Origin of the sequence: Pseudomonas sp. PNPG3, from assembly GCF_023093815.1 — a bacterium.
Taxonomy (GTDB): Bacteria; Pseudomonadota; Gammaproteobacteria; order Pseudomonadales; family Pseudomonadaceae; genus Aquipseudomonas; species Aquipseudomonas asiatica.
Genome location: NZ_JALLKV010000023.1, coordinates 1 through 13,678 on the forward strand (window position 1 = coordinate 1; position 13,678 = coordinate 13,678).

At 64.3% G+C, this 13,678-nt stretch carries 11 protein-coding genes; 8 read left to right on the forward strand and 3 right to left on the reverse strand.

Annotation, left to right across the window (positions count from 1 at the left end; all coding sequences use genetic code 11):
- Window positions 1-515: RHS repeat-associated core domain-containing protein (locus MJ643_RS16400; protein ID WP_348773345.1), on the reverse strand; the 515-nt coding region annotated here is incomplete at its 3' end.
- Between the two features lie 406 nt (window positions 516-921).
- The gene (gene tssG, locus MJ643_RS16405) at window positions 922-1,932 is read right to left on the reverse strand and encodes a type VI secretion system baseplate subunit TssG (protein ID WP_023663128.1); all 1,011 of its coding nucleotides are present in this window, start codon (window positions 1,930-1,932) and stop codon (window positions 922-924) included.
- Window positions 1,933-2,275: 343 nt separating this feature from the next.
- Here tssG and MJ643_RS16410 point away from each other — a divergent pair, with 343 nt between their 5' ends.
- Genes MJ643_RS16410 through MJ643_RS16420 form a run of 3 tightly spaced genes read left to right on the forward strand, consistent with a single transcriptional unit; the run spans window position 2,276 to window position 6,448 of the window.
- On the forward strand, window positions 2,276-2,944 hold the full coding sequence (locus MJ643_RS16410; RefSeq protein WP_013973089.1) for an ABC transporter ATP-binding protein: 669 nt from the start codon (window positions 2,276-2,278) through the stop codon (window positions 2,942-2,944).
- The gene (locus MJ643_RS16415) at window positions 2,941-5,403 is read left to right on the forward strand and encodes an ABC transporter permease (RefSeq protein ID WP_013973088.1); all 2,463 of its coding nucleotides are present in this window, start codon (window positions 2,941-2,943) and stop codon (window positions 5,401-5,403) included. Before MJ643_RS16410 ends, MJ643_RS16415 begins: the two co-directional genes overlap by 4 nt.
- Window positions 5,393-6,448: a lipocalin-like domain-containing protein gene (locus MJ643_RS16420; RefSeq protein WP_013973087.1), complete on the forward strand. Its 1,056-nt coding sequence runs from the start codon at window positions 5,393-5,395 to the stop codon at window positions 6,446-6,448. The genes MJ643_RS16415 and MJ643_RS16420 overlap by 11 nt, the downstream gene beginning before the upstream one ends.
- A 145-nt stretch (window positions 6,449-6,593) precedes the next feature.
- Here the strand turns inward: MJ643_RS16420 and MJ643_RS16425 are convergent, their stop codons facing one another.
- A complete protein-coding gene (locus tag MJ643_RS16425) occupies window positions 6,594-7,340 on the reverse strand; it encodes an enoyl-CoA hydratase (RefSeq protein WP_013973086.1) in 747 nt (248 codons plus the stop codon).
- Window positions 7,341-7,442: 102 nt separating this feature from the next.
- On the opposite strand from MJ643_RS16425, the gene MJ643_RS16430 reads away from it, so the two are divergent.
- From MJ643_RS16430 to MJ643_RS16450, 5 genes are all read left to right on the forward strand, one after another.
- Entirely contained in the window at window positions 7,443-8,087 is a 645-nt protein-coding gene (locus tag MJ643_RS16430) for a TetR family transcriptional regulator C-terminal domain-containing protein (RefSeq protein ID WP_013973085.1), read from the forward strand.
- A 75-nt stretch (window positions 8,088-8,162) separates the two neighbouring features.
- Entirely contained in the window at window positions 8,163-8,879 is a 717-nt protein-coding gene (locus tag MJ643_RS16435) for a response regulator (RefSeq protein ID WP_013973084.1), read from the forward strand.
- Window positions 8,876-9,652 (forward strand): transporter substrate-binding domain-containing protein, encoded by a 777-nt coding sequence (locus MJ643_RS16440; protein WP_013973083.1) that lies wholly within the window; start codon window positions 8,876-8,878, stop codon window positions 9,650-9,652. The genes MJ643_RS16435 and MJ643_RS16440 overlap by 4 nt, the downstream gene beginning before the upstream one ends.
- Window positions 9,649-11,901 (forward strand): ATP-binding protein, encoded by a 2,253-nt coding sequence (locus tag MJ643_RS16445; RefSeq protein ID WP_208209399.1) that lies wholly within the window; start codon window positions 9,649-9,651, stop codon window positions 11,899-11,901. Before MJ643_RS16440 ends, MJ643_RS16445 begins: the two co-directional genes overlap by 4 nt.
- 217 nt (window positions 11,902-12,118) lie before the next feature.
- The gene (locus MJ643_RS16450; RefSeq protein WP_013973081.1) at window positions 12,119-13,525 is read left to right on the forward strand and encodes an amino acid permease; all 1,407 of its coding nucleotides are present in this window, start codon (window positions 12,119-12,121) and stop codon (window positions 13,523-13,525) included.
- Window positions 13,526-13,678 lie beyond the last annotated feature (153 nt).

Below are 13,678 nucleotides of genomic sequence, written 5' to 3' on the forward strand. Positions count from 1 at the left end.
TGAGAAACGCTATTTCCTGAGCTTGGAGAGTGTCTAGAAAACCAGGGGCGATTCAATAAATTTTTCTCGGCTTCTTTCAGTCGAAGATTATCTATTGAATTTCCCCCGATGCGATGGACGGGTGTTTTGGTTGGCAATGATTTTTTGGTTAAACCATAAGGGTCAATCCAACCTGTGGGATTAGTTACATAGCTATAGAAATTTATTCCTCCAGCCGCGCCGATCGGATCCATCCCGACAAATCGCCCGACTTGCGGATCATAGTACCTGTAACGGTTATAATGCAGCCCCGTCTCAACATCCCAATACTGCCCCTGAAAGCGTAGCGGATTACGAATCTCCGCCCACTTCGCCTCGTCACTCCGCTGCTCCTCCGCCAAACCCCAGGCCTTGTACCTCCCGCTCCAGGCAATCTCCCCATCTTCACCGGTCAACTCCATCGGTGTCCCCAGCTGATCGCACTGGTACCAAGCCATCGCATCAAACGCTTTCGGCATCGGCTTATGCAGCCACACCGGATCCTTGTCGATGTCATAACCCCCAGCTCGCAGAGTGGGTCTCTGCCGGTATGCGGCTCCGGCTCTACCTCGTCCTCGCCCAGGTGTATGGCAATCTGATAGTCACCCATCTGCAGTCTGTCGTTGTGCCTGAGGCGGATAGGCGTACCCGAAAGCAACTGGGAGTCACTGCCATTCATGAAACTTTTGCCGCTGTGGTCAATGATGCAGAAATGGCCTTCATGCCAGCCGATTTCGCAGTGCACCGGCAGGATGCGAACGCCCCGATCATGCAGGCGCCAAGCACCTTGACTGCCGATGGAGCCGCCAGCCCGATCGAAGCGATGCCGCGGTTCGCTGCCTTGCAAGAGTTTTTCCGGGTTGAGGACGGTGAGCGTGATGCTGGAGGGGAGAACATTTGTACTCATGTGCGTACCGTGATGCGAACAGGGGGAGGCGTGGGGTCATTGCGGTTGGCGATGAAGCTTGTCCAACCGAGGTGGGTGCCATGCGCGGCCCGTAGGCTGAAGGGTGGGGCTTGCTCGGCGCACATGCGTAACTCCAGGTCATAGGCCCCGACATCACGGAGCAGGAACTCCACCAGCCGCGCCAGCCTCTGGTAGTTGTCACCGCTGGGCAGGAATTCGCGGAACTGCTGCTGATCCAGGCCTGCAATCACAATGGTGAACTTGCTGCTGCGTGACTCGATGCTGTCGCCAACCAGGAAGTTGTTGCCGAGTTGGTAGTTTCTGGCTCCCAGGCAGTTGCGTTGGGAAGTGGGAATGGACACGGTGCGCTTTTCGAATTCGCGGATGGCAACCTGCTGGAGGTCGAAACAATGCGCGATCATGCCGGCTACCATGCCGGGCGAGCGGCTGCGGCTGGCGATCATTCCCACGAAACTGAGCAAGCGGCTCCAGGGTAGCGGCGTAGCGCCGCGTAGTGCTGAGTCGTCCAGGCCGATCAGGGCGAAGACATAGCGGGAGAAACCGTCCTTCGCGCCCGGTTGGAAGCGCACGTAGTAGCGGTATTTGCGCCATCCTTGATGGAGCAGGGTATGAAGGCGATGGTTGAAGAAATTGAGGAAAGCCGGGCGTAAACCGATGCCGTGTGCGTTTTCGTAGGCGATCTCGTCAAGGTAGTAAGTGGGCAATGGCGAGTCTGTGCCATGCAGGCCCAGAAAACTTGCCTGGATGCGGTAGCGGTCGTCCTTCAAGCGATTGGCGCGCAACACATCGGCAACAGGGAAAGACAGACTGGGGGACACTTCCAGCCGTAATCGGCGTCTCGTCTCTCGAGCAAGTGGGCGTTGTTCCAGATCGTCGTCGTGTACGTGATACAGCAATTCCAGTAGCTGGAAATAGGCGTACTGGTGGGCGCTTTCCAAAGCGATATCGACCTGGCCAGCGGCGTGCGGAACTACTGGTTTTTCCATGGTTGAGTCTCTTGCCGTAACTAACGGGTGCGAAGTGAATGCTGATCGTAGTCGATAGTTTCTGATTCAGGTCATTGTTTTTTCGTTTGAAAGTGGATATCGACCAATAAAAAGAACTTTCTGTAGGAAGTGTCTTTTTTTATTGGCGCGGGGCTGTTTATATTGACTTTTCGGTAAGGCTTTCAGGGTCGTGGAATTAATAAGTTCATCGAGAGTTGAAGCTGGATACCGCTTTTCGAATAGAGTCGGAAATTGCTTTATCGAGGAAAACGACGAGTGTTCGTTCACACCGCCATGAACCTGCTATTCCTAAGAAGACCCCTGAACCCACCAAGGCCCGTCGATGCTGGTCATCGAAAACCTCCACAAATCATTCCCCACCCCCCAAGGCCCGCTTCCGGTACTGCAGGGCGTCGACCTGCGCCTGGCGCGCGGCAGCAGCCTGGCGCTGATGGGCGAGTCGGGTAGCGGAAAGAGTACCTTGCTGCACCTGGTGGCCGGCCTGGACCGTGCCGACAGTGGCCGCATCCTGATCGACGACACCCCGCTCGACAGCCGTTCCGAGGCGTCGCTGGCGTTGTGGCGGCGGGAGGGCATCGGCCTGGTGTTCCAGCAATACAACCTGATCAGCAGCCTGGACGTGGGGGCCAATCTTGCGTTCCAGGCCCGGCTGGCCGGTCGGCATGATCCCGATTGGCTGGCCTACCTGGCGCAGCGCCTGGGTTTGGCGGATTTGCTGGCGCGTTACCCGGAGCAATTGTCTGGCGGCCAGCAACAGCGGGTCGCCATCGGCCGCGCCCTGGCCGGGCGCCCGGCCTGGTTGCTGGCCGACGAACCCACCGGCAGCCTCGATGAAACCAGCAGCGATGAGGTGTTGAGCCTGCTGTTGCAGCTGGTCGCCGAGGCTGGCAGTGGGGTGCTGATGGTGACCCACAGCCCGCGGCTGGCAGCGCGCCTTCAGCAGCGTTGTTACCTGCAGGCCGGCCGCGTGCGGCCCGAGCAGGGCGGATGAGGCTGCTATCGCTGGCCCTGCTCGCGCTGCTCAGCCACTGGCGGCGCCATCGCGTGCAGTTTTTCAGCATCTTCACCGGCCTGTGGCTGGCCACGGCGCTGTGGACCGGCGTGCAGGCGCTGAACAGCCAGGCACGCAGCGACTATGCCCGGGCCAGTGCGGTGCTGGCCGGGCCGTTGCAGGCGCAACTGGTGCCGCGCCGTGGCGAGCGCTTCGACCAGGCACTGTACGTGCAGTTGCGCAGGCTGGGCTGGGCGGTGACGCCGGTACTGGAAGGGCGCTTGCGCTTTGCTGGTGAGCCGGCGCGCAGCGTGCGGTTGATCGGCATCGAGCCGTTGAGCCTGCCGCCGGCCAGCAGCATCGCCGGTGTGCAGCCCGGAACGTTCGATCTGCAGGCCTTTGTCGGCATGCCCGGGCAAGCCTGGGTCGGGTCAGACACCTTGCGCCAGCTGAATGCAGGCCCCGGGGCGTCAGTACGCGACAGCGAAGGGCAACTGCTGCCGCCGTTGGTTCTGCAGCCAGCGCTGGCCCCGGGGTTGATCGTGGTGGATATCGGCCATGCCCAGGCGTTGCTGCATGCACCCGGGCAGTTGTCGCGCCTGCTGGTGGCCGGCACGCCGAGGCCGTTGCCGGCGGATATCGCGCCTTACCTTGAGCTGCAACCCCGGCAGGACGATGGCGGCTTGCAGCGGCTGACCGACAGTTTCCACCTAAACCTGACCGCCCTTGGCCTGCTGGCGTTTGTCGTCGGCCTGTTCATTGCTCATGCCGCAATCGGTTTGGCACTGGAACAGCGGCGCGGCCTGATTCGCAACCTGCGCGCCTGTGGCATCAGCCTGCAAACCCTGCTGTGCGCCTTGGTGCTGGAGCTGGGGCTGTTCGCGGTGCTGGGCGGCCTGGCCGGCGTGGCCAGTGGTTACGGGCTGGCCGCGTGGTTGCTGCCCGATGTGGCCGCCAGCTTGCGCGGCCTGTATGGCGCCCAGGTCGCCGGGGCGCTGAGCCTGCCCGCAGGGTGGTGGCTGATGGGCGTGCTGGTGAGCGTGCTGGGGGCGCTGCTGGCGGGTTTGGGTAGTGTACTGCGTGCGGCGCGGTTGCCGTTGCTGGCGCTGGCACAACCTCAGGCATGGCGGTTGGCCCAGGGGCCCTGGCTGCGGCGCCAGGCCCTGGTGGCCGGCCTGTTGCTTTTGCTGGCCCTGGGCTGTGGCGTGCTGGGCGACAGCCTGCCCAGCGCGTTCGGCCTGCTGGCAGGCTTGCTGCTGGCGGCGGCGCTGCTGCTGCCGGCCTTGCTCGACCGGGTGCTGGCCTGGCTGGCGCGCCATTGCCGGCGGCCTTTGTCGCAATGGTTCGTCGCCGACAGCCGCCAGCAACTGCCGGCCCTGAGCCTGGCGTTGATGGCACTGTTGCTGGCGCTGGCGGCCAGCGTCGGCGTGGGCAGCATGACCGAGGGCTTTCGCAAGACCTTTGTCGGCTGGCTTGACCTGCGCCTGTCCGCCGACCTGTATGTCACCCCAAGGGACTCCGCCCAGGGCTTGCAGATAGCCGAGTGGCTTGGGCAGCAACCTTCGGTGAGTGTGGTGTTGCCCGGCTGGCGTGTGGAAACACAGCTGCAGGGCTGGCCGGTGCAGCTCCAGGGCATCGTCGATCATCCCGTCTATCGCACTCGCTGGCCATTGCTGGCGCAGCAAAAGCAGGCCTGGCAACAACTGGCCGCCGGGCAGGCCGTGATGCTCAGTGAACAGTTGGCCAGGCGACTGAAGCTGCAGCTGGGCGATCGCCTGAGGCTGCCCGCAGACACTTCGCCAGCCCTGAGTGTTGTGGGCATCTATGCCGATTACGGCAACCCCAAAGGGCACATGCTGGTCAATGCCGGCTGGCTGCGCGGGCATTGGCCACAGGCAACCCTGACCGGGTTGAGTGTCGATCTGGTGGGCGATCAGGCGTCGGCGCTCGAGGCTGCATTGCAACAGCGCTTCGCCCTGGACGACAGCCGTGTGGTCGAGCAGGCGCGTCTCAAACGCTGGTCGACCGACGTGTTCAACCGCACCTTCGCCGCCACCGCCGCGCTCAACAGCCTTACCCTTGGCGTGGCAGGCGTGGCGCTGTTCATCAACCTGCTGACCCTGGGCCAGACCCGCCTGGGCCAGCTGGCGCCGCTGTGGGCACTGGGTGTGTGGCGCACGCACCTGGTGTGGCTGAGCCTCGGGCAGACACTGCTGCTGAGCAGCCTTACCGTGCTGCTGGCGATACCGCTGGGCATCCTGCTGGCCTGGTGCCTGGTCGCGGTGGTGAACGTGCAGGCATTCGGCTGGCGTTTGCCGCTCTACGTGTTCCCTGCGCAACTGCTGCACCTGGCGGTGCTGGGCATGCTTACCAGCCTGTTGGCCAGCGCGTGGCCCTTGTGGCAGCTGGCGCGTCGCCAGCCGCGCGAACTGTTGAGGCCGTTTGCCGATGAAGCGTAGCGCCTGGCTGTTGCTGTGTGGGTTGCTGGGCGGCTGTGATCAGCCCGCCGAGCAAAGCTATGCCGGGCTCGGGCAGCAGGCGGGTGAATTCAGCCAGGTACGGCGCGGCCATCGCCTGGAATTTCCGCGTGACCATGGGGCCCACGATGGCTTTCGCATCGAATGGTGGTATGTCACCGCCAACCTCCAGGACTTCCAGGGGCAGGACTGGGGCGTGCAGTGGACGCTGTTTCGCTCGGCCCTGCGCCCAGGCCCCGAGACTGCCGGCTGGAACAGCCCGAACCTGTGGATGGGGCATGCGGCGCTGACCGGCCCCGGGGGGCATCGGTCTGGCGAGACCTTGGCGCGCGGGGGTATCGGCCAGGCTGGCGTGCAAGCCCAGCCGTTTCGGGCGTGGATCAATGACTGGTCGTTGCAGGGCAGCAGTGGCATCGAGCATCTGCAAATGGTCGCCGGTGGTGACGGCTTTCGCTATGACCTGCAACTGCACAGCGATCGGCCCTTGGTGCTGCACGGGGACCAGGGCTACAGCGAGAAGTCCGGCAAGGGGCAGGCTTCGTACTATTACAGTCAGCCGTTCTATCGGGTGAGTGGGGAAGTGCAGCGTGGCGGCCAGTGCATTGCCGTCACCGGCCGGGCCTGGCTGGATCGGGAATGGAGCAGCCAGCCGCTGGCTGCCGGGCAGACGGGTTGGGACTGGTTTTCCCTGCACCTGGACAGTGGCGCCAGGCTGATGCTGTTCCAGGTGCGCGAAGTGCAGGGGGAGGCGTATCGCGCCGGGACCTGGGTTGGCCCGCAGGGTGAAGTGGTGGTGCTGCAGGGGGCGCAGATCCAGCTACAGGCGCTGGCCTGGGCTCGGCAGAAGAACGGCAAGCAGGTGCCGACGCGATGGCGGGTGCAGGTGCCGGGGCATGGCGTGGATGTGCAGGTCGAGGCTGTGGAATCGCAGGCCTGGATGGATACACGGTTCCCGTATTGGGAGGGGCCAGTGCGCTTGACCGGGAGTGCGGGTGGCCGTGGGTATCTGGAGATGACCGGCTATTAGCAATCCTGGGGGGCTGAGCTTTCCTGGGGCTGTGTTGCAGCCCATCGCCGGCAAGCCCGCGGGTGCAGCGTTGATCTCGAGGTTGTCGCTGTACCTGTGGGAGCGGCCTTGTGTCGCGAATGGGCCGCAACGCGGCCCCAGGTTTTCAATCTTTGATCAACCCTCGCAATACCGCTCGCGCTTCTTCAGTGCGCAAGCACTCGATGAACAACCGGGCCTCCCGCGCCACTGTCGCCTCGAGCTCGGCCCGCTGGCCGTCCTTGAGCAGCCGCTTGCTGATGCGCAGCGCCGCCTGCGGGTAGCCTTGCAGCTGCCGCGCCAGGCGCCGGGCAGCTGCCAGGCACTGTTCACCGTCGTCATGCAGTTCATTGGCCAGCCCCCAGGCCACCATCCGTTCACCGTCGAGCAACTCGTTTGCCAGCAGCAGGCGAGCCGCCCGGGCAGGGCCAAGCAAACGCGGCAGCAGCAGGCTGGAACCAAACTCTGGGCACACGCCCAACGGCGCGAAAGGGATGCGCAGCTTGGTCGTTCGGCTGACCAGCACCTGGTCGCAATGCAACAGCAAGGTGGCACCGATGCCGATCGCCGCGCCACTGACCGCGGCAATCAGCGGTTTGTCCAGGCCCATCACCACCCGCATCAGGCGGAACACCGGGCTGTCCAGGTCGGCAGGCGGGTTGTCGAGGAAGTCGCGCAAGTCATTGCCGGCGGTAAAGCACTGCGGCCCACCGGTGATGATGATGGCTTCGACATCAGGGTCTTCACCTGCTGCCAGCAGCAGGTCGCCCAGCTGTTGGTACATGGCGGTGTTCACGGCATTGAGCTTGTCGGGGCGGTTGAAGGACAGGGTCAGCAGGCCCTGGTCCAGGTCACGTGTGATCAGGTCGTTCATGGCAGCCGTTTTTGTTGTTGTGGGCAAGGTTGGCAAGGGTTTATCACGCAGTCCGGCTTGTTGTACAGTCGTTCAGTCCAGCCCCTAGCCCGAGAGCCGCCGATGAACCAGGAAGCCCGCTACCACCGCATGCTGCCGGAATTGCGCAAAGCCAACCTGGTCGAGGCGACCCTGGTTTGCCTCAAGCGCCATGGCTTTCAGGGTGCGTCGATCCGCAAGATTTCGGCAGAAGCCGGGGTTTCGGTCGGGTTGATCAGCCATCACTACGCCGGCAAGGATGAGCTGGTGGCCGAAGCCTACATGGCGGTCACCGGTCGGGTGATGGGCCTGCTGCGCGAGGCCATGGCCCAGGCCGCGCCCAATGCCCGCGAGCGGCTGTCGGCGTTCTTCCGTGCCTCGTTCTGCGCCGAGCTGCTCGACCCGCAGTTGCTCGACGCCTGGCTGGCGTTCTGGGGCGCGGTGAAGACCGCCGATGCGATCAATCAGGTGCATGACCATTCCTATGGTGAGTACCGCAATGAGCTGAGCGGGCTGCTGGCCACGCTGGCCGGGGAGGAGGGCTGGCAGGGCTTCGATGCCGACCTCGCGGCCATCAGCCTGAGCGCCTTGCTCGATGGCCTGTGGCTGGAGTCGGGGCTCAACCCCGGTACCTTCACCCCCGACCAGGGCGTGCTGATCTGCGAGGCCTGGGTCGATGGCCTGCAGGCCGGTGGCCGGCGTCGCTTCAGCCTGCCGGAGGGCTGTTGATCGCCTGTTCAGTAACGAGTAGGCTGCTGTCGCGAGTGTGTAGAACAAACCAATAAAAAAAAGAGACGACACGCAATGACGCCTCGGGTATTGATCGTCGATGACGATCCGCTTATTCGTGACTTGCTGCAGGCCTATCTGTCCCAGGAAGGCTATGACGTGCACTGCGCCGACACCGCGGAAAAGGCCGAAGCACTGCTCGGCAGCCAGGATGTCGACCTGGTGCTGCTGGACATCCGCCTGCCCGGCAAGGACGGCCTCACCCTGACCCGTGAGCTGCGGGTACGTTCGGAGGTCGGCATCATCCTCATCACCGGCCGCAACGACGACATCGACCGTATCGTCGGCCTGGAATGCGGCGCCGACGACTACGTGATCAAACCGCTCAACCCCCGCGAACTGGTATCCCGCGCCAAGAACCTGGTCCGCCGTGTGCGCCATGCCCGCGAGGTGCACCCGACGCCGGCCTGCGCGCAATCGCTGAAGCAGTTCGCCGACTGGGCGCTGGACACCGACCGCCGGCGCCTGATCGACGCCCGTGGCGGGCAAACCCTGCTGACCCATGGCGAGTTCCAGTTGCTCAGCGTGTTCCTGCGCAACAGCGGCCACACCCTCAGCCGCGACCAGTTGATGGACCAGATCCGCAACCGCGAATGGGTGCCCAACGACCGCTCCATCGACGTGCTGGTCGGCCGCCTGCGGCGCAAGCTGCACGACGACCCGGCCGAGCCCCAACTGATCATCACCATCCACGGCACCGGCTACCTGTTCACCGCCAGCGTGGCGGCATGACCCGCAGCGCCTGGGTGCTGGCCTTGGCATTGTTCGCCGTGCAAGCCAGTGCAAAGCAGCCGGTGCGCTATTGCGATTACCCGGTGTACCCGCCGATTTCCTGGAGTGACGGCCACCAGGTGCGCGGCCTGGCCCCCACCGTGGTGCGAGAGCTGTTCGCGCGCATGGGCTACGAAGTGCAGACCGTGGTGCTGGGCAACTGGAAGCGCTGCCTGATGGACGCCGCCGCCGGGCGGGTGGACGTGGTGCTGGCCTACAACAGCGACCAGCGTGACCAACGCATGCGCTTTTCCACGGTGCCGGTGGTGCGCGAGGAAGTGGCGGTGTTCTACAACCGCCTGCGGCCGGTGCAGTTCCAGCGCCTGGAAGACCTGGCCAGTTACCGCGGCGGCCTGCTGTACGGCGAAAGCTACGGCGCCGACTTCGACCGCTTCGTCGCCCGCCACCAGAACATCGAACGGGTTTCGTCCAGCCAGCAGAACTTCGGCAAGCTGATCCGTGGGCGCATCGACTACGTGATCCAGGAGCGGCGCACCGGCCAGCTGTTCATCGAAAAGCTGCCCGGGGCGCAGGACATCCGCGTATTGCCCACGGCCCTGAGCGTGGACTACCTGCGCGTCGCGATATCACGGCAATCGCCCTTGAGCCAGCATATGGACGAAATAGACGCGCAGTTGCTGCGCATGAACCAGGCCGGCGAGATCGAGCGCTGGCTGGAGCAGAGCGAAGTGACCTACCGCGACATGGTCAACCTGCCGGCGGACTCCCGATGATCCGCCTGCGCACCGATGGCTTGCTGCGCCGCCTGCTGCTGTTCATCCTGCTGTTCAGCCTGTGCTTTACCGTGCTGGCCAGCTCGGTGCAGCTGTACTTCGAATACCGCCGCGAGATGCGCGATATCGAGGCGCGTATGGCGCTGATCCGCGCCGGTTACCTGGCCAGCCTGGAGCGCAGCCTGTGGGACCTGGATGAGGCACAGCTGGATACACAATTGCGCGGCCTGGTGGACTTTTCCGATGTCGCCCGGGTGCGTCTGGTCAGTGACGATTTCCAGATGCTGCGCGGCCTCGCCGAGCCCAAGGGGCCGCTGCGTATCGAACGTTTCCCCCTTGATTACCAGCCGCCCTCGGGGCCGGCCAGGCACCTGGGCGAGCTGGAAGTGAGCATCGACCTGGGCGCGGTGCACCGGCGGCTGTATGCCACTGGCCTTGCCAGCCTGCTTTGGATGGGCGTGTTCCTGTGTGGCCTGGCGGTGGCGCTGTCGGGGCTGTTCTACCGCCTGGTCACCCGCCACCTGCAAGTGATGGCCGAGTTCGCCCGGCGTATTGGCGCCGGCCAATGGCAGGAACCGTTGCGCCTGGGGCGCCGCCCGTCAACGCGCCCGGACGAGATCGACACCGTGGCCAATGCCCTGGATGACATGCGCCGCGCCATCCTCAGTGACATCGAACGCCGCGAGCGCGACCGCCTGGCGCTGCAGGACAAGCGCGACGAACTGCAGGCCATGGTCGAGCGGCGTACCGCCAGCCTGGCCCGGGCCAAGGACGAGGCCGAAGCCGCCAACCTGGCCAAGTCACGCTTCCTGGCGACCATGAACCATGAGCTGCGTACCCCGCTCAACGGCATTCTCGGCATGGCCGAGCTGCTGCGCGGCGGCCGGCTGGAGGCGGCCGACCGCCAGCGCGTCGAGGCCTTGTACAAGGCCGGCGAGGGGTTGCTGGCGATTCTCAACGAGGTGCTGTATTTCGCCCGGCTCGAGGAGGGCGAGAGCCGCGCGGAGCTGGTCGGTTTTTCGCTACGCCAGTTGTGCCAGGAAGTGCTGGCGCTGCTTGAACCCATGGCCCGGGACAATGGCGACACCCTGCAGCTGGATATCGACGAGCAATTGGCCGATTACCAGCACGGTGCCGAACAGTACCTGCGCCAGGTGCTCAGCAACCTGCTGGCCAATGCCATCAAGTTCACCGAACAGGGGCAAGTGCGGCTTGCGGTGCAGGTACTGGCCAGTGACCAGGGCTCGCAGCGCGTGCGGGTGTCGGTCAGCGACAATGGCATCGGCATCGAGCCGGCTGTGCAGGCCAGGGTCTTCGACCGCTTCGTCCAGGCCAGCGAGGCGGTGGCCCGGCGCTACGGCGGCACCGGCCTGGGCCTGGCGATCTGCAAGCACCTGGTGGAAAAACTGGGGGGCTGCATTGGCCTGGACAGCGTGCAAGGGCAGGGCAGTCGCTTCTGGTTCGAGCTCGACTTGGCCCGCGGGCAGCCAGTGCTGGCCAGTTCACCAGCCCCGTCGCCCATGGCCAGCCTGGACATCTTGGTGGTCGAAGACGTGGCACTGAACCGCGAGGTGGCCGGCGGTTTGCTGCTGCGCGATGGCCACCGGGTGAGCTTTGCAGAAGACGCCGTGCAAGCCTTGCAGGCCTGCGCACAGCGGCGCTTCGACCTGATCCTGCTCGACGTGCATCTGCCCGGCATGAGCGGGGTGGAGCTGTGCCGGCAACTGCGTGCCACGCCCGGGCCGAACCGCCATAGCCGGGTCCTGGCACTGACGGCTGGCGTGCAGCCGGGGCAAGTCCCAGGCTACCTGGATGCCGGCATGCAGGGAGTGCTGGCCAAGCCCCTGCGGCTGGACAACCTGCGCCAGGCGCTGGCCGAAGCGGCGCCTGCTGAAGTGGTTGGCGTCGACGCGACAATGGACTGGTCGTTGCTGGACACCCATCGCTCGCTGCTGGGTGAACAGAAGCTGCAAGGCCTGTTGAAGGTGCTGCGCCAGTCGCTGGAACATCACGCCACGGCGTTGGCCGAGGCGCTGCCGGCCCAGGACTTTACCGAAGTGCTGCACCTGGCCCACCGCCTGGCCGGCAGTTGCGATTCCCTGGGCTTTTGTGGGCTGGCTGCGTTGTTGCGTCGCCTTGAGGACGCTGCCCGGCAGCATGACGAACAGGCATTGAAAGCGCTCGCCGCGCCGCTGGCCACCGAGCTTGCCCAGGCCCGCGCCACCCTGGAACAGTTGATCCAGAGCTGACGTACAAAAACCTTACGACTTTTTACATCTTCGATCCGTTCGTTCAACGGCACCTTACATCCGTTTCCAATAATCCAAGGCAACCGTGTTGCACGCGGTCCATGAGGCTTATTGGAGACAAGAATAATGACATGCCGTAGCGCTCAGCCCCTCCTTCCCAACACACCGTGCGGCACCCCCGCGTGGTATGGCACCGGCCGCAAAGGCGAGGTGCGCCATGACTGACAACCGCGAAAAGATCCAGCTCACCCGCGCGCTGAAAAGCCGGCACATCTTCATGCTGTCGCTGGGCGGGGTGATCGGCACCGGGCTGTTCATGGGCTCGGGTGTGACCATCAACCAGGGTGGCCCGATAGGCGCGATCCTGGCCTACCTGGTCGCGGGTTTGCTGATGTACCTAGTGATGGTCTGCCTGGGCGAGCTGTCGGTGCAGATGCCGGTGTCCGGTTCGTTCCAGGCCCACGCCACCAAGTTCATCGGCCCGGCCACCGGCTTCATGATCGGCTGGGTGTACTGGATGAGCTGGGCCACCACCGTGGGCCTGGAGTTCACCGCCGCCGGCATGCTGATGACCCGCTGGTTCCCGGAGGTGCCGATCTGGTATTGGTCGGCGCTGTTCGTGGTCGTGCTGTTCGGCCTCAACGCCCTGGCCACCCGTGCCTTCGGCGAGGCGGAGTACTGGTTCTCGGGGATCAAGGTGGCGACCATCCTCGGCTTCATCATCATCGGCCTGTTGGTGATCTTCGGCGCCATCCCGCTGAGCAGCGGGGCGCCAGCACCGATGCTGGACAACCTGGTGGGCGAGTCGCTGTTCCCCCATGGCCTGTCGGCGGTGTTCGCGGTGATGATGACCGTGGTCTATGCCTTCCAGGGCTGTGAAATCATGGGGGTGGCGGCCGGCGAGACCGAGCACCCGGAAAAGAGCATCCCGCGGGCCGTGCGCAACGTGGTGTTCCGCGTGCTGATCTTCTACGTACTGGCGATTGCCGTGCTCTCGGCCATCGTGCCGTTCGAGCAGGCCGGGCTGATGGAAAGCCCGTTCGTGCAGGTGTTCGACATGGTGGGTATTCCCTTTGCCGCCGACCTGATGAACTTCGTCATCCTCACCGCCATCCTTTCGGTGGGCAACTCCGGGCTGTATGCCTCCACGCGCATCCTCTGGGCCATGTCGAAGAGCGGCATGGCGCCGAAAAGCCTGTCGCCGCTGAGCAAGCGTGGCGTGCCGTTGCGTGCGCTGAGCATCACCCTGTGCTTCGCGCTGATCTCGCTGATGACCAGTTTCATTGCCGCCGACACTCTGTTCATGGTGTTGATGGCGGTGAGTGGCATGTCCGGCACCGTGACCTGGATCGTCATCGCCCTGGCGCAATACCGCTTCCGCAAGGCCTACCTGCGAGATGGTGGGCAACTGCAGGACCTGAAGTACAAGGCGCCGCTGTACCCGCTGGTGCCGCTGCTGTGCATCACCCTGTGCAGCTCGCTGTTCGTGTTCCTGGCGCTGGATGAAACCCAGCGGCCGTCGTTGTACTGGGGCTTTGGCTTCATTGCCCTGTGCTACGCGGCGTACTTCTTCGTCAACCGCCGTCGGCAGGGGGCCTTCGAGCCGAGCGTGCCAGGGGTCTGAGGTTTCAATCTCGGGGGCTGCTACGCAGCCCATCGCGACGCAAGGCCGCTCCCACAGGTACCGCGCAGACCTGAAGTCTGCGAATGACTTGTGGGAGCGGCCTTGTGTCGCGAAAGGGGCGCAAAGCGCCCCCAGCAATCCGTCAGTTGTACA